General features: G+C 66.4%; 16 protein-coding genes. 12 read left to right on the forward strand and 4 right to left on the reverse strand.

Going from position 1 to position 22,141, the window contains the following annotated elements; translation table 11 throughout:
• Nucleotides 1-10: 10 nt before the first annotated feature.
• Nucleotides 11-1,783: a cyanophycinase gene (locus PHLH3_RS17270; protein WP_213625096.1), complete on the reverse strand. Its 1,773-nt coding sequence runs from the start codon at nt 1,781-1,783 to the stop codon at nt 11-13.
• Between the two features lie 425 nt (nt 1,784-2,208).
• On the opposite strand from PHLH3_RS17270, the gene PHLH3_RS17275 reads away from it, so the two are divergent.
• The 7 genes from PHLH3_RS17275 to arsH all read left to right on the forward strand — a co-directional run bounded on the left by PHLH3_RS17275 (nt 2,209) and on the right by arsH (nt 8,133).
• Complete coding sequence (locus tag PHLH3_RS17275; protein ID WP_213625097.1) at nt 2,209-2,982, forward strand: ABC transporter substrate-binding protein; 774 nt, start codon at nt 2,209-2,211, stop codon at nt 2,980-2,982.
• A gap of 69 nt (nt 2,983-3,051) precedes the next feature.
• Nucleotides 3,052-4,164 carry a succinylglutamate desuccinylase/aspartoacylase family protein gene (locus PHLH3_RS17280; RefSeq protein ID WP_213625098.1) on the forward strand — a complete coding sequence of 371 codons (1,113 nt, stop codon included), beginning with the start codon at nt 3,052-3,054 and terminating at the stop codon, nt 4,162-4,164.
• Nucleotides 4,165-4,234: 70 nt separating this feature from the next.
• The gene (locus PHLH3_RS17285) at nt 4,235-5,164 is read left to right on the forward strand and encodes a MurR/RpiR family transcriptional regulator (RefSeq protein WP_111260261.1); all 930 of its coding nucleotides are present in this window, start codon (nt 4,235-4,237) and stop codon (nt 5,162-5,164) included.
• A 122-nt stretch (nt 5,165-5,286) separates the two neighbouring features.
• Nucleotides 5,287-5,628 carry a metalloregulator ArsR/SmtB family transcription factor gene (locus PHLH3_RS17290; RefSeq protein WP_213625099.1) on the forward strand — a complete coding sequence of 114 codons (342 nt, stop codon included), beginning with the start codon at nt 5,287-5,289 and terminating at the stop codon, nt 5,626-5,628.
• A 22-nt stretch (nt 5,629-5,650) separates the two neighbouring features.
• Entirely contained in the window at nt 5,651-6,934 is a 1,284-nt protein-coding gene (locus tag PHLH3_RS17295; protein ID WP_213625100.1) for an arsenic transporter, read from the forward strand.
• Nucleotides 6,935-6,950: 16 nt separating this feature from the next.
• Entirely contained in the window at nt 6,951-7,421 is a 471-nt protein-coding gene (locus PHLH3_RS17300; RefSeq protein WP_213625101.1) for an arsenate reductase ArsC, read from the forward strand.
• A 13-nt stretch (nt 7,422-7,434) separates the two neighbouring features.
• Nucleotides 7,435-8,133 carry an arsenical resistance protein ArsH gene (arsH, locus tag PHLH3_RS17305; RefSeq protein ID WP_213625102.1) on the forward strand — a complete coding sequence of 233 codons (699 nt, stop codon included), beginning with the start codon at nt 7,435-7,437 and terminating at the stop codon, nt 8,131-8,133.
• On the opposite strand, the gene PHLH3_RS17310 is transcribed toward arsH, so the two are convergent.
• Together PHLH3_RS17310 and PHLH3_RS17315 are read right to left on the reverse strand one after the other, a co-directional pair.
• Nucleotides 8,101-8,799, reverse strand: a complete 699-nt coding sequence (locus PHLH3_RS17310) for a phytanoyl-CoA dioxygenase family protein (RefSeq protein ID WP_213625103.1) — start codon at nt 8,797-8,799, stop codon at nt 8,101-8,103. The two genes, arsH and PHLH3_RS17310, sit on opposite strands and share 33 nt — an antisense overlap.
• Before the next feature lie 46 nt (nt 8,800-8,845).
• Entirely contained in the window at nt 8,846-9,301 is a 456-nt protein-coding gene (locus PHLH3_RS17315; protein WP_213625104.1) for a GNAT family N-acetyltransferase, read from the reverse strand.
• Between the two features lie 353 nt (nt 9,302-9,654).
• Between PHLH3_RS17315 and PHLH3_RS17320 the strand changes: the two genes are divergently transcribed.
• The 3 genes from PHLH3_RS17320 to PHLH3_RS17330 all read left to right on the forward strand — a co-directional run bounded on the left by PHLH3_RS17320 (nt 9,655) and on the right by PHLH3_RS17330 (nt 19,793).
• Complete coding sequence (locus PHLH3_RS17320) at nt 9,655-18,276, forward strand: glycoside hydrolase family 94 protein (protein ID WP_213625105.1); 8,622 nt, start codon at nt 9,655-9,657, stop codon at nt 18,274-18,276.
• A 907-nt stretch (nt 18,277-19,183) separates the two neighbouring features.
• Nucleotides 19,184-19,516 (forward strand): hypothetical protein, encoded by a 333-nt coding sequence (locus PHLH3_RS17325; protein ID WP_213625106.1) that lies wholly within the window; start codon nt 19,184-19,186, stop codon nt 19,514-19,516.
• Nucleotides 19,517-19,610: 94 nt separating this feature from the next.
• Complete coding sequence (locus PHLH3_RS17330; protein ID WP_213625107.1) at nt 19,611-19,793, forward strand: hypothetical protein; 183 nt, start codon at nt 19,611-19,613, stop codon at nt 19,791-19,793.
• A 12-nt stretch (nt 19,794-19,805) separates the two neighbouring features.
• Here PHLH3_RS17330 and PHLH3_RS17335 read toward each other — a convergent pair whose 3' ends face one another.
• A complete protein-coding gene (locus PHLH3_RS17335; RefSeq protein ID WP_213625108.1) occupies nt 19,806-20,120 on the reverse strand; it encodes a DUF3509 domain-containing protein in 315 nt (104 codons plus the stop codon).
• A gap of 169 nt (nt 20,121-20,289) precedes the next feature.
• Between PHLH3_RS17335 and PHLH3_RS17340 the strand changes: the two genes are divergently transcribed.
• Together PHLH3_RS17340 and PHLH3_RS17345 are read left to right on the forward strand one after the other, a co-directional pair.
• A complete protein-coding gene (locus PHLH3_RS17340) occupies nt 20,290-21,018 on the forward strand; it encodes a Crp/Fnr family transcriptional regulator (protein WP_213625109.1) in 729 nt (242 codons plus the stop codon).
• Between the two features lie 169 nt (nt 21,019-21,187).
• Complete coding sequence (locus tag PHLH3_RS17345) at nt 21,188-21,838, forward strand: hypothetical protein (protein ID WP_213625110.1); 651 nt, start codon at nt 21,188-21,190, stop codon at nt 21,836-21,838.
• Nucleotides 21,839-22,141 lie beyond the last annotated feature (303 nt).

Raw genomic sequence — 22,141 nt, forward strand, 5'->3', positions numbered from 1 at the left:
AACAGGGGGGTCAGGAGGGTGTGGCGAGCCCTATCAGGCGGGCCAGGGTGCGGGCAGCCTCTTCGCGGCTGACCGTCGCCTGCGGGCGGAACCGGCCGGACTCGGCGGCCATCCAGCCCTCGCCCACCAGCAGCTCGGCAGCCTCGGCGACGGCAGGATCGACTCCGCCCAGGTCCTTCAGCGGCGAGCGGCTTCGCAGGCGGGTCCCGGCGAAGCCCTCGACCAGCGCCTTGCAGGCCAGGGCCCACTCCGCGCGGGTCACCTCGCGTTCGCCCTCGAAGCGTTCCCCGGCCGGCAACCAGCCGTTGGACACCACCACCTCGATCTGCTCGCGAAGCGGATGGTTGCGCTTGACGTCGGCGAGCGTCGGCAGCCTGTCCGGGACGGGCTCGGCGGCCAGCGTCATCTGCAAGGCGTTGGCCAGCTCGAAGCGGGTCAGCGCGCGCTTGGGTTCGAAGTGATTCGTCGCATCGCTGGTCATCAGGCCGCGGAAGCTCACCGCGCGTACCGCATCCGGCCAACGGCTGGTGACGGCATCCTGCGGGCTGCTGCGCGCCGGGTCGCCGAGGAAGGCATCCACCGGGGCGATGTCCAGGCGCACGTTCTGCACCGTGTAGCGGGTCAGCGAATCCTGGAAGCCGCTGTGGGCCAGGAAGCCCGGGGCCTCGCTGAACTCGAAGCGATAGCCGTAGTGGTAGCCGTTGGCCGGGTTGTAGCGGGTCATCAACCCCACCTGGCGGGTGGCGGTGTTGTCGGCCAGGCCGTAGAGCACCGCTCGCGACATGGCGGAAACCGCGGAAAGGTCCGTGATCAGCTGGTTGCCCACCAGGTATTCGTTGCCCGCCACTATGGCTTCCTGGCCCTCGGCCGGCTGCACCTTGCCGGTCGCCAGGTCGTAGCGGTCGCCGTTGCCGAGCATGGCCAGCCGCACGTTCTGCAAGCGCGTGCCGTACAGGCCGAACTCCTTGCGCGCCTGGCTGGCGTCCATCACCGTGAGGTAGCCCTCGCCCAGCACCTGCAACTCGCCGCCGGGCTGCACCCAGATGGCGGTATTGGTATCCAGGCCGAACCCCCTGGCCGGCTGCTGGCCGACCAGGTAGCTGGCCATGCGCGCGGCGCGCCCGGTGCTGGTCTCTTCGATGCGGTCGAAGTGCTGGTCGATGATGCCGGCCTTGAACAGCCCTGCTCCCTTGAGCAGCGCGGTGCCGCGCTGGTCGGCCCTGGCTGCCACGCCGAAATCCAGCGTGTCCATGACCACACCGTAGGCGGTCGGCATGGTGCTGCCGAGAATGCTCGCCCCGGCGCTGGTGCCGGCCACCACGCCGCCCTTGTCGAACACGCCACGCACCGCCTTGAGCGTCAGCGACTCGCTGCCATCGGCGTTGTACAGCGCACGGGCGATACGCGCCTGATCACCACCGACGAACCAGACGGCGCTGGCTTCGCCCAGGGGCTCGAGCACCGCCGGGTCGTTCATGGTCCTCTGGTAGTTCTGCTTGTCGATACCCACGATGGTGACGCGTTCGGCCGGTACCCCGAGCGCCTGCAACTCGGCCTGGAAGCGTTTGCTGGAGCCCAGGCTGCCGCTGGCCGTGGGCATGATCGCTATGCGTGCCCGCTCGACACCGCCGGCCAGCTCGATGAGCTTCTGGTAAACCGCGGTGTTGCTGGCACGCAACATGCCGCCTACCGCCAGCAGGTGGCCTTCGGCACGGGTCGGCGCGCAATGGCCGGCGAGGATCAGGGCGGCAAGCAGCACGCCCGGCTTGGTCAGCATTCTCATTTCTTGTTGCTCTTCTGAGGATAGGTGCGGACCTTTCGGATGAATCAAACAAATTCACCGAAAGCAATTTGTGAAATGTTTTATATCAACAAATAGCCCGCCACAACCCCTCTCATCGCTCTCGATTCCGTCCAAAAGGCCAGCCTTAATGGCAGTAAAGCCCCTGGAAAGCGCCTTTCAGGGAAATTGCGCTGATGAAATTATTTTTTTCATCAAAATCACACATTGACACGGATAATTCTTCTAATTAGCTTTGCTGACACAAAACGTGTCACGCCTCGCAAGCACCACGCAGCGAGCTGGGCCACCTCGCCGAGGGGCGCCAGGTCCACCCCAGCCAGGGCCGGGCTCCGGCGCTCGTCGCACGCGAAGCCTCAATCCCGCCGCACTGGCGGGCCCCAACCATCCGCAACTGGAGTCATAAGATGAACAAGATCGCTCTGCTCGGCGCCCTGGCGCTCTCCGCCTGCGCAACCCTGGCGAACGCCCAGGACACCCTGCGCATCGGTATCGAGGCCGCCTACCCGCCTTTCGCCTTCAAGACACCGGACGGCCAGATCAGCGGATTCGACTACGACATCGGCAATGCCCTGTGTGCCGAAATGCAGGTCAAGTGCGAGTGGGTCGAGCAGGCCTTCGACGGCCTCATCCCTTCGCTCAAGGTGCGCAAGGTCGACGCCGTGCTGTCCTCCATGTCGATCACCCCGGACCGCCTGAAGGCCGTGGACTTCACCAAAAAGTACTACCACACCCCCGGCAAGCTGGTGATGAAGGCGGGCACCGAGGTCAAGGACCCGCTGGTGGACCTGAAGGGCAAGCGGGTCGGCGTGCAGCGCGCGTCGACCTACGATCGCTATGCGAGCGACAAATTCGCGGACGCGGGCATCGAAGTGGTGCGCTACGGCTCGCAGAACGAAGCCTTCCTCGACCTGGCCTCCGGTCGCATCGATGCCTCCCTGGCCGACGTGGTGAACATCGGCGAGGGCTTCCTCAAGACGCCGGAAGGCAAGGATTTCGCCCTGGTTGGCCCCGACTTCAACGATCCCAAGTATTTCGGCAACGGTGCCGGCATCGCCGTGCGCAAGGGCGATAAGGCCACGGCCGAGAAGTTCAGCAACGCCATCGCCGCCCTCCGCGAGAACGGCAAGTACAAAGAGGTCCAGGACAAGTACTTCGCCTACGACATCTACGGCCAGTAAGAGCCGGCTCCGCAGGGGTGTCCGGCACGACCGGGTGCCCCTTTTTTCTGCCCAGCCATCAGGTTTCCTATGCATCGGATCGAGCATTCACTTCCCTGGAGCACACCCGGAACGGAGCGCCGCCTGACCCTCTTCGCGTTCGGCCAGGGCCCGCGCAAGGCGTACATCCAGGCGGCGCTGCATGCCGACGAACTGCCCGGCATGCGGGTCGCGGCGGAGCTGCGCTGGCGCCTTGCCGAACTCGAAGAGGCCGGGCGACTGCTGGGCCGCGTGGAGCTGGTCCCCGTGGCCAACCCGATCGGGCTGGCCCAGGTCATACAGGGCACCCACCAGGGGCGCTTCGACTTCGCCAGCGGGCGCAACTTCAACCGCGACTTCCCCGACCTGGCTTCGCTCGTCATCCCCACCATCGAGCGGCACCTCGGCCAGGACGCCGACCACAATGCCCGGCTGCTGCGTGAAGCCATGGTCGATGCGCTCGTGCAGCTTCCACCGCCCGCGTCCCCCCTGGAGGGCCTGCAGCGCCTGCTGCTTCGCCACGCCTGCACGGCCGACCTGGTGCTCGACCTGCACTGCGACTTCGAGTCGGTGCTCCTGCTGTACGCCCTACCCCAGGTGTGGCCCGCGCTGCGCGGCCTGGCGGCGCACCTGCGCGCCCGGGTCGCGCTGCTAGCAGAAGACTCCGGCGGTTTCTCGTTCGACGAAGCGTGCGCCGGCCCCTGGCTGAAACTGGCGGCCGCCCTTCCCGGACACCCGATTCCCCAGGCGTGCGTTGCCGCGACACTGGAGCTGGGCGGCATGGCCGATACCGAGCCTGATCGCGCCAGGCACAGCGCCGAGGCCATCCTGGCCTTCCTGGCCCGGGAGGGCTTCATCGAGGGTGAATGGCCCGACGAGCCCGAGCTGGACTGCCCCGCCCTGCCCTTCGCCGGTGCCGAATACGCCTATGCCCCGCACACCGGCGTCGTCAGCTACCTGCAACCGCTGGGAGCACGGGTATCCCCGGGTGACCCGCTGTTCGAAGTCATCGACCCCCTTTCCGGCCAGCGAAGCGTGGTACGGGCGAGCACCACCGGCATCCTCTACGCGCGGGAACGCCTGCGCTTCGCCCAGCCCGGGCTCTGGCTGGCCAAGGTGGCCGGCTCGTCCCCCATCCGCAGCGGCCGCCTGCTGAGCGACTAGGGCTGCCTGGGATCCGCCGCCATCGGATACACTCGCCCACCCGCCCTCCAGACCGAATTCAGCGACCGCCATGACTCCAGCTCCGAACGATCTGACTGTCTACACCTCGCCGATGATGCGAAAACTGGCATCGGCCTCGCCGGACCTGCAGCCGTCGCTGCGCAAGGTGGCGGACTTCATCCTTCGCCACCCGCTCAAGGCGGCGACGCTGACCATCGAGGAGCTGGCGCAGGAAACCTCGACCTCGGCGGCGGCAGTCAATCGCCTGGCCCGCGCACTCAAGCTGCCCGGCTTCACCGCCCTGAAGGCCGCCCTGGTGAGCACGCTGCAGGACCTGGTTTCCCCCGTGGACAAGTTGCGCAACGAGCTGGCACAGCGCCCGGACGGCGCCTTCGGCCTGCATGAGCAGATCCAGGTCGCCAGCGGCAACCTGGGATCGGCGGCGAGCAGCAACAGCCCCAGCACCTTCGAGGCCTTCGTCGACTGCCTGACCCAGGCCCGTCGCATCTACATCCTCGGGTTCGGCAACAGCGCCTACATGGCCGGCCTGGCTGCGGCGAACCTGATGCCCTATTGCGCCGACGCGGTGGCCATCAGCATGGAAGGCGGCAACGAAAATGCGGCCTACCGCCTCGCGGCGATCACCGAGCACGACGTGCTGCTGGCCATCTCGCTGCCGCGCTATTCGCTGGACACCATCCACCTCGCGCGCTTCGCCAACGAGCGAGGAGCGCGGGTACTGGCCATCACCGACTCACCGGCCTCCCCCCTGGTACGACTGGCCGAGCAGGTGCTCTTCGCGCCCGCCGATCACCCGGTGCTGATCAGCTCCAACACCGTGGTGCTGGCCCTGATCGAAAGCCTCGTCGCCGCCGTCATGACCCGCAACAAGGAGGCGGTGAAACTCGCCGCCGAGCTCACCGAGAGCGTGCTGTCCTACCTGCACGTGCAGGCCGAGCAACCCCGCCCGCGCAGAGCCATCCGCAAGCGCAAGGAGTGATCGCGGCGCCCCGCGACCGGACGGCCATCGCAGGGTTCATCTGGCGCTCCCCATGGAACCGGGGTTTCCAATACATATGGATTTCCGTATATTCGAAAATCCATATGTAACAGGAAGCCGCCGTGCTCACCCCGCCCGAGCTGTTCAAGTGCCTGGCCGACGAAACCCGTGCGCGCGCCACATTGCTGATCGTCGAGCACGGAGAGCTGTGCGTCTGCGAGCTGATGTGCGCGCTGGAGGAAAGCCAGCCCAAGGTATCCCGTCACCTGGCCCTGCTGCGTAGCGCCGGCCTGCTGCTCGACCGCCGCCAGGGGCAATGGGTCTATTACCGGCTCAACCCGGAGCTGCCGACCTGGGCCGCCGAGGTACTCGAGACCACCCTGAAAGCCAATGCCGACTGGCTGGGCACCAACACCGCCCGCCTTTGCGACATGGATGGACGCCCTGTCCGCACCTGCTGCTGACCCCCGCCTGGAAGAGCCCGCCATGCTGATTGCCGCTGCCGTTTTCCTTCTCACCCTGGTCCTGGTCATCTGGCAACCCAGGGGCCTTGGCGTTGGCTGGAGCGCTGCGCTGGGCGCCCTCCTCGCGTTCGTCGTCGGGGCTGTGTCGCTGCAGGACATTCCCACCGTCTGGGCCATCGTCTGGAACGCCACCGCGACCTTCATCGCGGTCATCATCATCAGCCTGTTGCTCGACGAGGCCGGGTTCTTCGAGTGGGCCGCGCTGCACGTGGCCCGCCGGGCGGGAGGCAGCGGCCACCGCCTGTTCGCTTTCTGCGTATTGCTGGGCGCCGCCGTATCCGCGCTGTTCGCCAACGACGGGGCCGCGCTGATCCTCACCCCCATCGTCATATCGATGCTGCTGGCGCTGCGCTTCTCCGCCGCGACGACGCTGGCCTTCGTCATGGCGGCCGGGTTCATCGCCGATACCGCCAGCCTCCCACTGGTGGTGTCGAACCTGGTGAACATCGTCTCGGCGGACTACTTCGACCTGGGCTTCGCCGAGTACGCCTCGGTGATGGTGCCGGTCAACCTGGTCAGCGTCGCGGCGACACTGCTGGTCCTCTACCTGTTTTACCGCCGAGACATCCCGGAACGCTTCGCCACCGAGGCCCTGCGGGCACCCGTCGAGGCGATCCGCGACCGTCCGACCTTCCTCGTCGGCTGGTGGGTGCTGCTGTTGCTGCTGGTCGGCCTATTCGCCCTGGAGCCACTGGGCATCCCCATCAGCGTGGTAGCGGCCATCTGCGCGGCCATCCTCTTCGCCGTGGCGGCCAGGGGACATGTCATTTCCACGCGCCGGGTGCTGCGGGAAGCCCCCTGGCAGGTCGTGGTCTTCTCGCTGGGCATGTACCTGGTGGTCTACGGCCTGAAGAATGCCGGCCTGACCGACGCCCTCACCCAGGCCCTGAACCGCCTCGCCGAGCAGGGCCCATGGGCCGCGGCCCTGGGTACCGGGCTGCTGTCGGCGGCCCTGTCATCGGTCATGAACAACATGCCCAGCGTGCTGATCGGCGCCCTCTCCATCCAGGCCAGCGAAGCCAGCGGCATCGTGCGCGAAGCGATGATCTACGCGAACGTCATCGGCTGCGACCTGGGCCCGAAGATCACCCCCATCGGCAGCCTGGCCACCCTGCTCTGGCTGCACGTACTGGAGCGCAAGGGCATCCGCATCACCTGGGGGTACTACTTCAAGGTCGGCATCCTGCTGACCTTGCCGGTCCTGTTGATCACTCTCTCGGCCCTGGCACTGCGCCTGGCCATCTGACCGAACGGAGCACAGCATGCGAGTCCTCTTCATGTGCACGGCCAACAGCTGCCGCAGCATCCTTTCCGAAGCCCTGTTCAACCACCTGGCGCCCGAGGGTTTCGAAGCCGTCAGCGCCGGGAGCTTTCCCAAGGGCCAGGTGCTGCCACGCAGCCTCACGACCCTCCAGCAGGCCGGCATCGCCATCGACGGGCTGAGCAGCAAGGGCAACGATGCCTTCGAGAACGATCCGCCAGACATCGTCATCACCGTCTGCGACAAGGCGGCGGGTGAAGCCTGCCCGGTGTACTTCGGCCCGGCGCTGAAAACCCATTGGGGCCTGGAAGACCCCTCCGAGGTTCAAGGTGACGAAGAGCATGTGGAGGCGGCCTTCCACGCCACGCTGGCACGCATCGACGTGCGCTGCCGCGCCTTCTTCGCCTTGCCCTTCGGGCAACTGGGGCGCGAGGCGCTCAAGCGTGAACTGGACAGGATCGGCACCCTGTAAGCGAGCGCGAACGATGACAGACCCCCTACCGAATCTCGATCCGACCCTGTTCGACGCAACACCCGCAGCCCATGAAGCCAGCCAGCACAAGCCGCGCATCCTGCTGCTCTATGGCTCGACGAGGGAACGCTCCTTCAGCCGCCTGCTGACGGAAGAAGCGGCGCGACTGCTGGAACACTTCGGCGCGGAGACCCGCCTGTTCAATCCCTCCGGCCTGCCGCTACCGGACGATGCGCCGGTGGAGCACCCCAAGGTCCAGGAGCTGCGTGACCTGATCCTCTGGTCGGAGGGCCAGGTCTGGTGTTCGCCTGAGCGTCACGGCGCGGTATCGGCCGTGTTCAAGGCCCAGATCGACTGGGTTCCCCTGGCCCTGGGTGCCATTCGCCCCACACAGGGCAAGACGCTGGCGGTGATGCAGGTCTGCGGCGGCTCGCAGTCGTTCAATGCCGTCAACCAGCTGCGTATCCTGGGTCGCTGGATGCGCATGTTCACCATCCCCAACCAGTCCTCGGTGCCGAAGGCCTACATGGAGTTCGACGACGCAGGCCGCATGAAACCCTCCGCCTACTACGATCGGGTCGTCGATGTGATGGAGGAGCTGGTGCGGTTCACGCGGCTGCTGAGGGATCACCCCGAACTGGTGGATCGCTATTCGGAGCGCAAGGAGGCCGCACAAGCGCTATCCGAACGGGTCAACCTGGGTTCGATCTGATTCCGCTGCCGGCGGCTCGAACCACTCCACCCCCTCCATCCGGATCCCCCGCAGGCCCGCCGTCTGCAGATGCGACGCACGCAGCGCTTCGGCGTAGTAGGCGATGAGGATGGAGCGGCGGCGCGTGCCGAGCAGGTTCAGGCTGCCCGCATGCACCAGGTCGACATCGAACGCGAGGACGTCACCCGCCGAACCGGAAAGCTGCACGGCGCGGGACTCGTCGCTGAAGTCGAACGGCGGCTCGCCCGGCGCCGGCCGGTGGCTGGCGGGCACGATGCGGGTGGCGCCGTTGCCGGGGCCATAGTCGTCGAGGAAGACCAGGGCGTTGGCGATGTCGCCCGGGCGGTACGTTGAGAGGTCACGGTGCAACTGCTGGTGGCCGCCGCCCGCCAGCGGCTCACGGCCTTCCGCCTGGGCGAGGAAGAAGCGCTCGCCGATCAGCTCGCCCACCACCGCGAGCAGCGAGGGCAGGCGGCACACCGCCCGCACCCTCGGATCATGATCCAGCAGCGAGTGGCGCCAGTCCCTGCCACGCGGCACGGGCCACTGGTCCGAGGGCTTCACGCCGGCATCGAAGGTGGCGCGCAGCTCTTCCAGCCACTGGGCGGGGACCGCCTGGCGCAGCAGTGCATAGCCGTCGCGATGGAGTTGTTCCGGGTTGCTCATGGTGCTGTCGATTTCCTTATCGTGGGTCCATCCTGCAGCCCTGTGATCAGGCGCCCTGGGCGCGCGGGCGCAACTTGACGAAGACCAGCTCGGGGTCGCCTTCGTCCAGGTTGTCGATATGGCCGCTGGGAACGAAGCCCTGCCTGGCGAGCAGGCCGCGCATCGGCGCGTTGGAGCTGTTGGTGGAGGTGAACAGCTTGGCGCCGGTGCCCTGCCCCTCCAGCACGCCGATCAGGGCGGTGGCGATGCCGCGACGCCGCGCCGACTCCCTCACCACCAGCAGCGGGATGAAGTCCTGCTCGAAGAAGGCGTCGTTGATCACCCCGTAGCCGAGCAGCGCCGATGCATCGTCCGCCTCGGTAGCGACCCAGCACTGGCCGGCGGCCACGGCGCTGGCGATGAAGTGCCTGCGGCCCTGTTGCAGACGGGCGATGGGGTCCAGCGCGCAGAGGGCGTCGATGTCCCCATCCCGGGCAGGTCGTATGTGCGGTTGGGTAGCCATGTGTCGGGCGGGTACCGTGGTTGCGGAGCCGCCAGTGTAAGCGCCGGCTCGCTCTGTTCGCAGCAGTTGAATTCGTTTCTCCAGCAATGCCTGCCGTCATCACCTCGGCGCCGGTCTTCTTCGGACCATGTCAAACCGCACAGGGGGCCGGCGCGCAGCCGATTCCCCGGTCCACAACGCCGCACGCGTCTATGTTCGCTACCGAACAGACGGCACGGACGCCGTCCGATAGGCTCGTCAACCTTCAAAATTGCCCTCGGGCAACACGCCGCTTCATCGAGCCGTCTACCCAGGCTCACCGCCAACACCCCCGCCTGCGCTCGAGAGGCGGGCGTGTCGTGCAAGGGACCCATATGGACAGCATTCGTACCCGCGCCTGGCTGGCGCGCCTGCATTTTCGCTACGCACAGTGGCGTACCTCACGACGCAAATTCGAGTATGAGCCCATCCTGCGCGCGGAACTGTTCAACAGCGAGCAGATGGCCGCATACGGAGCCTGGCTGGCCCAGCACCATCATGTGGGCCGGCATCCGGTGCGCGATACGCTGCTGGCACGCCTGGCGCAGAATGAAACCACCCTGGCCAGCAGCTGCCTGGCCCTCAACAGCGCGCCCGGGCCCAACCATCACGTCACACCGGCAGCGGAATGGCTGCTGGACAACTTCTACCTGGTCGAGGAACACATCCGCACCGCCAAGAGCCATCTGCCGCGTGGCTATAGTCGTGAGCTGCCACGCCTGGACAGCGGCCCTTCGGCGGGCCTGCCCAGGGTCTACGACATCGCACTGGAAACCATTTCCCACGGGGATGGCAGGGTAGACGGCGAAAGCTTGAGCCGCTTTGTCGCGGCCTACCAGAGCGTCACGCCCCTGACCCTGGGTGAGCTGTGGGCGATTCCCATAATGTTGCGCCTGGCGCTGATCGAGAACCTGCGGCGCGTCGCGTCGCGGGTCATGGTCAACTGGGACGAACACAACCTGGCCAACGACTGGGCCGATCGCCTTATCGAGACCGCCGAGCGGGACGCCAAGAGCGTGGTGCTGACAGTCGCTGACATGGCGCGCTCCGCGCCTCCGCTCACTGCGTCCTTCGTCGCCGAACTGACACGACGCCTGCAGGGGCAGAGCGCGGCGCTGGTCCTGCCCATGACCTGGTTCGAGCAGGCACTCGCCGAAAAAGGCCTAAGCATCGAGCGCCTGGTGCGTCTCGACGCCCAGCAACAGGCAGCCGAGCAGGTCTCCATCGGCAACAGCATCGGCAGCCTGCGCCTGCTCTCGGCAACCGATTGGCGCGAATTCGTCGAAAACCTGAGCCAGGTCGAACAGGTGCTGCGCGCCGATCCGGCAGGCATCTACCCGCTCATGGACTTCGCCAGCCGAGATCGGTATCGACACGAGGTCGAGCGCCTGGCCAGGAACTGCGCCCGCAGCGAAGAGCAAGTCGCCGAGGCGGCTCGCCTGCTCAGCGTCGCCAACCCGGAAGCGGCCCCGGCAGGGCACGTGGGCTACTACCTGATCGACCATGGCCTCACGGAGCTGGAACGCAGCATCGGGGCGCGCATCCCCATGACTCAGCGCTGGCGGCGACTGCTGCGAAGCGCTCCCCTGGCGTTCTTCCTGACACCCGCCCTGCTGCTCACGCTGGCGCTTGCCTGGCCATTCATCGAGGCCTCGCGGCGCGACGGCACCCCTGTCTACCTGCTGATACCACTCGCCATCGGCGCGCTGCTGATGACCAGTCGACTGGCCATCGGCCTGGTGAACTGGCTGGTGACCCTGACCGTGGTACCCACTCCCTTGCCGCGCCTGGATTTCAGCAAGGGCATTCCAATGGATGCCTGCACCCTGGTTGCAGTCCCTACGCTGATCGCCAACGCCGACGACGTCGAGGAACTGGCCGAAAGCCTGGAAGTCCGCTATCTCGCGAACCGGGACAACAACCTGTACTTCGCGCTGCTCACCGACTTCCTGGACGCCCCAAGCGAGGTGACAGACGCGGATGCAGGCCTGCTGAGCCTGGCGCGTCGGCAGATCGAAGCACTCAACGCGAAGTACCCGGACAGCGAGGGAGATCGCTTCTTCCTCCTGCATCGGCCACGGCAGTGGAACCCGGCCGAGCGGACCTGGATGGGGTACGAGCGAAAGCGCGGCAAGCTCGCCGAACTCAATGCGCTGCTCCGCGAGCGCGGTCGGGAGCGCTTCGCGCTGATCGTAGGCGACATCGATGCGCTGCCTCCGATCCGCTATGTGATCACCCTGGATACCGATACCCAGTTGCCACGCGACGTCGCCCGCCAGCTCGTCGGCGCCATGGAGCATCCGCTCAACCGCGCGACCTTCGACCCGAGCCTGGGGCCGGTCGGCGGCGGCTACGCCATTCTCCAGCCCCGCATCGGCATCAGCCTGCCGAGCACGGCAAGATCCGCCTTTGCCCGCCTGTTCGGCAGCGATGCCGGCGTGGACCCCTATACGCGGGTCGTGTCGGACGTCTACCAGGACCTGTTCCGGCAGGGCTCCTTCATCGGCAAAGGCATCTACTCCATCGATGCGTTCGAGCAGGCCCTGGAAGGCTGCTTCCCGGAGAACCGCATCCTCAGCCACGACCTGATCGAAGGCTGCTACGCACGCTCAGGCCTGCTCAGCGACGTGCAGCTCTACGAAGAGCACCCCGCCCGCTACAGCGCCGACGTCAAGCGCCGACACCGCTGGATCCGCGGTGATTGGCAACTGCTGCCCTGGCTACTGCCCTGGACGCCCCGCCCCGATGGCGGCGCCGAACGCAACCGACTGAGTGCCCTCGCACGCTGGAAGATCCTCGACAACCTGCGGCGCAGCCTGGAGCCAGCGGCGTTGCTGGGCATGCTCGCCTGGGGCTGGCTGATGTCCTCACAGCCCTACCTCTGGACCTCCGCGCTGGTACTGGTGGTGCTCGTCCAACCGCTGCTGAACACGCTCCTGGAACTGCTGCGCAAGGCGCCCGAGATTCCGCTTCGCGAGCATGTGTCGGCAGCCCTTCGATCCTCCGGCATGCACTTCACCCGCGCGCTACTGAACCTGGCGTGGCTGCCCCACGAGGTGTTCTACAGTCTCGACGCGATCATCCGGACCCTGTGGCGCATGGCGGTCAGCAGGAGAAGCCTGCTGCAGTGGAATTCCTCCAGGGAGGTGGAGCGCACCACCGGCAACGACATCCTCGGCCTGTATCGCAGCCTGTGGATCGCGCCACTGCTGGCGCTGTCACTGCTGGCTCTGCTGCTGCCCGACCCCGACGTGCTGGCACTGGCCAGCCCTTTCCTGGCGACCTGGCTGGCCAGCCCCGCCCTGGCCTGGTGGCTCAGCCGCCCCGCGGCGATCGCCCATTTCTCCTGCTCCACCGACGACCTGCGCTTCCTGCATGTACTGGCACGCAAGACCTGGGCCTTCTTCGAACAATACGTCGGCCCGGAGGACAACTGGCTGCCACCGGACAACATCCAGGAGCAGCCACGTGCCGCCATCGCTCATCGGACCTCGCCCACCAACATGGGCATGGCGCTGCTATCCCACCTGGCCGCCCATGACTTCGGCTACCTGAGCGGTGGCCGCCTGCTGGACCGCCTGGAACGGATGCTCGCCAGCATGGCCGGCCTGGAGCGACATCGCCGCCACTTCTACAACTGGTACGACACCCGTACCCTCCAGCCCCTGCCCCCGCGCTACGTTTCCAGCGTCGACAGCGGCAACCTTGCCGGCGTGCTGCTGACCCTTTGCCCCGGCCTCATGGCACTGGCCGACGAGCGACTGCTGGATAGGCGCGTGGCCGCTGGCCTGATGGACGGCATCGACGCGGTGCGGGACGTGCTGCTCGCAACCGACCTCGACGCCCGGGAACTGGCCGACCTGCGCGCAGAAGCCGAGGCGATGAGCATGGAGAGCGAGCCTGCGGACATTCCCCGGATGATCGGACTGCTGCAGAGAACGGCGGACACCACCCGCCTCCTGTCGCCCGGGGACACTACGGACGCAGCATTCTGGCTCGACCAACTGTATGGCCAGTGCATGGACCTGCAGCTGGAGCTGCAACGCTTCCAGCTGCCGGAGCCCCTTCAGGCGGGCCACGCGGAACAGGCCACCTGGCGCCAGATGGCACAGCTGGATACCCGCCTCTGGGCCCCCGAACACCAGGACAGGGTGCAGGCGGTACGTGAGCTCGCCGCCGTGCGCGTGCAGGCGCTGGAGCGGCTGGTACAAATGGCGGTCACGCTGGCGGACATGGATTTCACCTTCCTCTACGACACCCGCCGAGACCTTTTCGTGATCGGCTACAACGTCGATGAGCGGCGACTCGACGCTGCCTTCTACGACCTGCTCGCTTCGGAGATGCGCCTGACCAACTTCGTGGTCATCGCCCAGGGCCAGTTGCCCCAGGAGGGTTGGTTCACCCTCGGCCGGCTGCTGACCAGCAATGGCGGAGTGCCGGTGCTTCTGTCCTGGTCCGGGTCTATGTTCGAGTACCTGATGCCGCTGCTGGTGATGCCCGGCTACGAAGGCACGCTGCTCGACCAGACGTGCCGCGCGGCGGTGGCCAGGCAGATCGAGCACGGCAACCAGAACGGCATTCCCTGGGGGGTTTCCGAATCGGGCTACAACACCCTAGACGCACAGTTCAACTACCAATACCGCGCCTTCGGCGTACCGGGGCTTGGTCTCAAGCGCGGCCTCGGCGCGGACAGGGTGGTGGCGCCCTACGCCAGCGTCCTGGCCCTGATGGTTGCCCCCGAAGCCGCCTGCAGAAATCTCCAGCGTCTCGCATCGCTGGGTCTCGCGGGCCGCTTCGGCCTCTATGAGGCGGTGGACTTCACGGAAGCGCGCCTGCCCCGTGGGCAGTCCTCTGCCATCGTCCGCTCCTTCATGGCCCACCATCAGGGCATGAGCCTGCTGGCACTCACCTGCCTGCTGCTGGACCGCCCGATGCAACGTCGTTTCGAATCCGTACCACAGTTCCAGGCCACCCTGCTCCTGCTGCAGGAACGTGTCCCCAAGACCGCGGCCCAGTACATCCACGCCACCAACGCGCCGGCCGACGAAGCCACGCGCCTCAACGACACCAAGCTGCGCGTCTACACCGATCCAGGCCGCAAGCGCCCCGCCGTGCAGTTGCTCTCCAATGGCCGCTACCACGTGATGCTGAGCAATGCCGGCGGCGGCTACAGCAGACGCCGGGATCTGGCGATCACCCGCTGGCAGGAAGACTTCACCCGTGATGGCCACGGCATGTTCTGCTACCTGAGGGACGTCGCCAGTGGCGCCTACTGGTCGGCCGCGCACCAGCCGACCCTGCGTCGCCCCGAATTCCATGAGGCCATCTTCACCGACGCCCGAGCCGAATTCCGCATTCGCGAATGCGACTTCGACAGCCACATGGAGATCGTCGTATCCCCGGAGGACGACATCGAACTGAGGCGCCTGCATCTCACCAACCGGGGCCGTACGCGGCGGAGCCTGGAGCTGACCAGCTATGCCGAAGTGGTGCTGGCTTCCGCCCTGAGCGACGCGATGCACCCGGCTTTCAGCAACCTCTTCGTGCAGACCGAGTTGCTGCGCCCGCTCCAGGCCATCGTCTGCACCCGCCGGCCCCGCGCCAGCGACGAGGCAGTGCCCTGGATGTGTCACCTCCTTGCGGCGCACGGCGTGGACATCGACAGCATCTCCTACGAGACGGACCGTGCCCGCTTCATCGGCAGGGGGCGCACCGTGGTCGCTCCAGCTGCACTGGCCGAAGGCATGGACCAGCTCTCCGGTACTGCCGGCCCGGTACTGGACCCCATCGTGGCCATCCGCTGCCGGATCACCCTGGACCCCAACCAGACTGCCACCATCGATCTCGCGACCGGTATCGCGGACAGCCGCGAAGACTGCCTGCACCTGATCGAGAAATACCGCGACCGCCATCTGGCCGACCGCGTCTTCGACCTCGCCTGGACCCACAGCCAGGTGCTGCTGCGCCAGCTCAACGCGACGATGGCAGATGCCCGCCTGTTCGAGCAGATGGCAGCCGGCATCCTCTATGCCAACGCCGCGCAGCGCACCGACCAGGCGACACTGATGGCCAACCGGCGCAACCAGTCAGGTCTATGGGGCCAGGGCATATCCGGCGACCTGCCCATCGTTCTGGTGCAGATCGCCGCTCCCGCCAGCATCGAACTGGTCAGGCAGATGGTGCAGGCCCATACCTACTGGCGGCAGAAGGGCCTGGAGGTGGACCTCGTGATCTGGAACGAGGACCTGGCCGGCTATCGCCAGCATCTTCAGGACCTGATCATGGGACTGGTCACCTCAGGCAGCGAAGCCAATCTGGTGGACCGCCCCGGCGGCATCTTCGTGCGCCCCGCGCAACAGCTTTCGGGCGAGGACCGAACCCTGATCCTCGCGGTGGCCCGCCTGGTGATCAACGACAGCAAGGGTAGCCTCGCCGAGCAGGTCCAGAGGCGCCGGGCCGAGCCTTCGCTGGGCCGATTCGAACCCTCCGTCGCGCCCCCACAGCCACGTGCGCTGCCGCAAGACCCGCCCCGCCCCCTGCAGCGGATGCTGACCAACGCCTATGGCGGCTTCAGTGCCGACGGCTGCGAGTACATCATCGAGGTGCAACGCGATCACCCCACCCCGGCGCCCTGGGTCAATGTGCTGGCCAACCCGCAGCTCGGCAGCGTCGTCTCCGAAAGCGGCAGCGCCTACACCTGGGGCGAGAACGCCCATGAGTACCGACTCACGCCCTGGCACAACGACCCGGTCAGCGACCCTAGCGGCGAGGCCCTCTACCTGCGCGACGAAGACAGCGGTCACTACTGGTCGCCCACGCCCCTGCCCTGCCCGGGTCGCGGTACGTATCGCATCCGCCATGGCTTCGGCTACAGCGTCTTCGAGCACGAGGAGAACGGAATCCATACCGAGCTATGGGTCTACGTGGCCCTGGAGGCGCCCATCAAGTTCTCCCGGCTCAGGGTGCGCAACAGCTCCGGCCGCCCCCGCCGGCTGAGCATCACCAGCTACGTGGAGTGGGTGCTCGGCGACCTGCGCAGCAGATCGGCCATGCACCTGGTCACCGAGGCCGACCCCTTCAGCGGTGCGCTGCTCGCGCGCAACGCCTACTCGATCGACTTTTCCAGCCGAGTGGCATTCCTCGATGCCGATACGGAGAACCCGGGATTCACCGGCGACCGCACCGAGTTCATCGGACGCAACGGCAACCTGGCATCTCCGGCCGCAATGGAGCGCGCACGCCTGTCCGGTCGCACCGGCGCGGGCATGGACCCTTGCGGCGCGCTCCAGGTACCGCTGGTGCTGGCCGAGGGTGAAAGCCGCGAAATCGTCTTTCGTCTGGGTTTCGAGAACGACGCCAAGGCCGCCAACCTTCTACTGCTCAAGCACCGAGGCACACTGGCCGCCATCAGCGAACTGGACAAGGTGCGCAAGCACTGGCGCGACACCCTGGGTGCCATCCGCATCGAGACACCCGACCCATCCATCGACTTCATGGCCAACGGCTGGCTGATGTACCAGGTCATCGCCAGCCGCTTCCTGGCGCGCAGCGGCTATTACCAGTCCGGCGGCGCCATCGGCTTCCGCGACCAGTTGCAGGACTGCATGGCGATGATCCATGCCGACCCTGTCTCCGTGCGCCGCCACCTGCTGCTCTGCGCCGCGCACCAGTTTCCCGAGGGCGACGTACAGCACTGGTGGCACCCCCCGCGGAACAGGGGCGTGCGCACGGGTTGTTCGGACGATTTCCTCTGGCTGCCGCTGGCCACGAGCCGCTACGTCCAGGTCACCGGGGACAGCGGCGTTCTGCATGAGAAGGTCGGCTATATCGATGGCCGTCGGCTCAACGCGGGCGAGGAGTCCTACTATGACCTGCCGGGCCACTCGCCTCTGGAGGAAAGCCTGTACCAGCACTGCGTGCGTGCCATCGAGAACAGCCTGCCGCGCGGTGAACGCGGTCTACCACTGATGGGTTGCGGTGACTGGAACGACGGCATGAACCGGGTGGGCGAACAGGGACGGGGAGAAAGCGTCTGGCTGGGCTTCTTCGGCCACGAGGTCCTGCTGCGATTTGCCGAGATGGCCCGACTGCTAGGCGACACCGCGTTCGCCCAGCGTTGCACCGAGCAGGCGCAACGGCTGGGCGCCAGCCTGGAAGAACACGGCTGGGACGGGGACTGGTATCGACGCGCCTACTTCGACGATGGCCAGGCGTTGGGGTCGTTCCGCAACGAAGAGTGCCGGATCGACTCCATCGCCCAGAGCTGGGCGGTATTGTCCGGCGTCGCGTCGGACGACCGCGCACGCCGCGCCATGGCCGCGCTGGATGAGCATCTGGTTCGCCGCGAAATCGGCGTCGTGCTGCTGCTGGACCCGCCCTTCGACCGCAGCTCGCTGGACCCAGGCTACATCAAGGGCTACGTGCCAGGTGTCAGGGAGAACGGCGGCCAGTACTCCCACGCCGCAGTCTGGGCAAGCATGGCGTTCGCCCGACTCGGCGACCGCGATCGGGCCTGGGAACTGCTGCACATGATCAACCCCGCCGGCCAACACGGTACGACGCGGATCGAAACCTACAAGGTGGAACCCTACGTGATGGCGGCGGACGTCTACGGCGCCGCGCCCCATGCAGGCCGTGGCGGCTGGAGCTGGTACACGGGTTCGGCCGGGTGGATGTACCGCTTGATCATCGAATCCTTGCTGGGCCTGCAGCGCAGTGGCACCAGGATGCGCGTCCAGCCGCTGCTGCCTGCGCATTGGCCGGGCTACACCCTGCACTACCGATTCGGAGAAACGCGCTATCGGATCGAGGTCCGCCCCGCCGTCAGCGGTGGCGGCTCGCTGAGCCTGAACGGACAGGTACAGGCCGACGCGACCCTGGAATTGCAGGACGACGGCGGGGAGCACCAGGTCCTGGTGCTGTACCACGCGCCCTCTACAAGCCTGGAGAGGGCCTGACGGGGCGCGCTCAGGGTGCGGGGGGCCCACGAAGGGCGCGGCGCCAGGCGCGGGCTGGGGATGCGGGGCGACTGCCGGCGGATCGCTTGGATCAGGGAAGGAATAGCGCTCGGAGCGCGAATAGATGGGCCGCTGCGGAGCCCGCCCCGTCGTGTTCTCAGGACGTGAGCAGTTGATATGGAGCGTGCTGTCGCTGTGGCATGACGTCTTCATGGTGCCCTCGAAGGCAGCCCGGCTCTGCTGGAATGTGACGCACCGGGACCTTGAGCTTAGCGAGACCCGCATGCGGCTTCGGTGCGTTGGCACGCTTAACGGGCAACCGGGTAGCGCAGACAGGCACTATCGAAATCTTCCAGGACACGGGAAGCGTGGATCAGGTCCATACCGGACGCGTACAACGTCGCATGGCGGCGCTGCCCCAGGCACGGGGCCAGCAGGTGAATGACGGTCGGGGTGTCCTCCGGGGCGTGCTCGCGCCGTATCAACCGGATCACATTGCCGCTTTCCCGGGCAATGACGAAGTAGAAGGAAGCCGCGTGCCCTGCCCCCCTCCGGCCGCTCATGGCTGTGGCCCCTGGTGTAGCGGCTCGCCGGCGGGCCCAGGGATATCCTTCTCGTCGGCTTCCAGGCTACGCCTGAGCAACAACTGCCCTGCGGTGACCTGAAGCGGGAAGCGCCTTGCCACAGGCTTGCCGGGCCGACGGACCAGATTTGGATCGGAATGTCTGTTCATCTCTACCTCACAAGGCTTCGCAGGTGCGACGCTCCTGGCGAGCATCGCAGATGCTGCCGCCGGCCTCGGTGCGTCAGGGCGCTTAGGGCCGATATAAGTGCTCCAACGCACCGACACCCCCGGGCGAAGTCTGCAATCGTACGGACGACCCTCAACCCAGACCCGAGAAGCACCATGACCGTTTCGATTGCAAGTGCCACGCCCCCACCGGGCCACATACCCGAAACCGCGCACGAACGAGCGATGCGTGAACGACGGACCCGCGAGCTAGAGCAGTTCCTGATCGCCGTCGACGCCATCATCAGAAAACGCAGCGAGCTTTCCCCGGAAGAACGCAGCAGCGCTGCGAGTGATCTGCAAGCCCGTTACGAAGCGGCACGCAACGCCATGGATGCGTTGCAGGCATCACTCGCCCGCCGCGCCATCCGTAGCCTGCAGCCGGAAGCCTGCCAGACGACCGGTGCCGAGCTCCTGAAGGCCTGCAGGCTGGAACGACGCTACGAGTAGAGTCCCACGCCCACGGTAATCACCTGCCTCGCGTCATCCGGATCGTTTCCCAGTCCAAATGAACGCTCCGCCACCACGGAGGACGGAGGGACTCATGCACAAGCCAGAGGAAGACCGCATGGACGCGCTCGAACCGAGCCCCGACGATCCGCCGGAACGGCGCAAATCGACACAGGACAAACGCCTGCTCCTTGAAGCACTGCGCGCCGAAATCGCCCTCTACGACAGGCAGCTGTCCTTGCCCCTGGACACTCCCGGCAAGCCCGACAGGCGCTAGCGTGTCGCCCCCTCATCGAGGCCTTGCCATGAAAGGTTTCTTGCTAAGGCGCAGCGGCATGCCGCTGTAAGTCGGCAACTCGCCGGACCAGTGGCCATCCCTAGCCAGCCAGAGCTCGCCCCCTTCCCTGAGCTTGAGTTCCAGCTGGATCTGCATGACCAGCGCGTGAAGCTGGTCAGGATCGGTCATTGCACCGGCGGCAACCACTCTCAGGCAGCGATTGCCCTCCCGCTCCAGGCACACCACCAGGCTACCGCCCGGTCGTGCGCTCAGGGTCACGCTGTAGTCGGGAAAAAGTCTGGCGATATAAGTAGTGAGAGGTTTCATGGTGGCCCCTGGGAGCGCCGGATCGGTCAGCTGTCCTGCAGGCTGCACGAGCCAGAACCTGGCGTCTGTACGGCAGCGCACCCAGGGAGAGCGGCAAGACTCCGTACGCAGAGCCACAGGAGGAGTAGTCTGAAGCGTCCGGGACCTTCACTTCCCCAAGGCGACCATCATGACGCTTTCACCCGAACCACAGCGCAACCACCTCCTGTCCGCATTGCCGGACGACGCGCGCAAGCGCCTGCAGCCCTACCTCGAGCTCGTCGAGTTCCCGCTGGGCAAGGTGCTCTACGAATCCGGCGGTGCCATGCGCCACGTGTATTTTCCCATCGACGCCATCGTTTCCCTGCTCTACGTCATGGAGAACGGCGCGTCGGCGGAAATCTCGGTGGTGGGCAACGAAGGAATGATCGGTATCGCGGTGTTCATGGGCGGCGAAAGCACGCCCAGCCGCGCCATCGTGCAGAGCGCAGGCTACGCCTATCGGTTACCGGGGCAGCGCTTGAAGGACGAGTTCAACCGCCATGGAGAGATGCTGCAATTGATGCTGCGCTACACCCAGGCGCTGATCACCCAGATGGCGCAGACCGCCGTCTGCAACCGCCACCACTCCATCGACCAGCAGTTGTGCCGCTGGCTGCTGCTGTCGCTGGACCGGCTGTCGGGGAACTCGCTGAACATGACCCAGGAACTGATCGCCAATATGCTCGGGGTCCGTCGTGAAGGCGTTACCGATGCCGCTGGAAATCTGCAACGCCAGGGCGTGATCGAGTACAGCCGGGGCCACATCCGGGTGCTGGACAGGGCCAGGCTCGAAGCATTGAGCTGCGAATGCTACGCGGTGGTGCGCAAAGAGACCGAGCGCCTCCTGCCCTACCTGCCGTCCCAGGCCACTGCCTGAACGGCAGTGATCCAGTCTCGCCCCCACCGCCTACCGGAGCCCCGGCTCGATCAGCAATGTGAGGCCCGTAACATCGATAGAGAGGGGGCGCAGGTTAATCTGCGCCATGCACAACCCGAGCGGTGCAACGCCCCGCTTTCCAGGCACCGCAGAACCGAACAGGGACGAAATGAGATTCTCCGATGAAGTCGCAGCCGCCTTTCCGGCCGCCAATCCGCTGCCCAGCCTGTTGCGCCAGGCCATCGAACTGATGGAAGCGCACGGCTGCGTCCGCACGCTCCCAAGCGGGGCCCGCTACATTACCCTGCACCCCGAGCCCGAGTTCAGCGACATCTCCACCACCTCCATCCACGTACCGGACCCAACCGACACCCGCGCCTGGACCAACAGCGAAGCCCCCGCGGTGAACGAGCGGCTGGTGATCTTCCTCAGGACCGGCGGTGACGGCTCCTGGGCGGGCCTCTGGCTGGACGACGCAGGCCAGCAGCGCGTCGTCCACCTGGGCTCGGGCTCCGGCTCGGTGATGCTCTGCGTGCTGACGCAGACCATCGAAGACCTGCTGCGCTTGCTCGCCATCGGCTACGACGAACTCTGCTGGCCGGAGCAGTTCGGTGTGACACCCCGGCAGATCAAGGACGCCGACTACGAAGACGCCGACTACCCGCCGCCCCCACGCCTGTTCCGCGAGCATGTCGAGCGCACGCTCGGGCTGAGCATCCCGCCGCGCGCGAAGGAAATCATCCACAGCACCGCGAGCATGGACGACGATGAGTCGAGCGATCCTTTCTGGAACTGGCTGAAGCGGGTTCGAGGGGATTGATGGTACCGGGCGCGCCGCTCTGATCCGCTCAGCGCGGCACACCCGCTTTGGGCTCTTGGAGGAGCGTTACCAGCCACCGCACACTCCGGATGTAGGGTGTGTTGCGCGCACCTGGGCTCACCGAAAGCACCGAGCGGAGGTGCGCACGGCACACCCCATGGCACGAGCCCTCGAGTACAGGACGACCGCTGAAACGCCCTGTCGATGGAGGCGCAGAAAGATGGCACGGCAGAAATCGCCCACGCGCCGCTGAGCTGCGAACACCATCTCGCTATCGTCACCCGAGTCTTTCTGCGGGATGGC

Source organism: Pseudomonas sp. Pc102, assembly GCF_018408275.1.
In the GTDB taxonomy this organism is placed as follows: Bacteria; Pseudomonadota; Gammaproteobacteria; order Pseudomonadales; family Pseudomonadaceae; genus Metapseudomonas; species Metapseudomonas tohonis.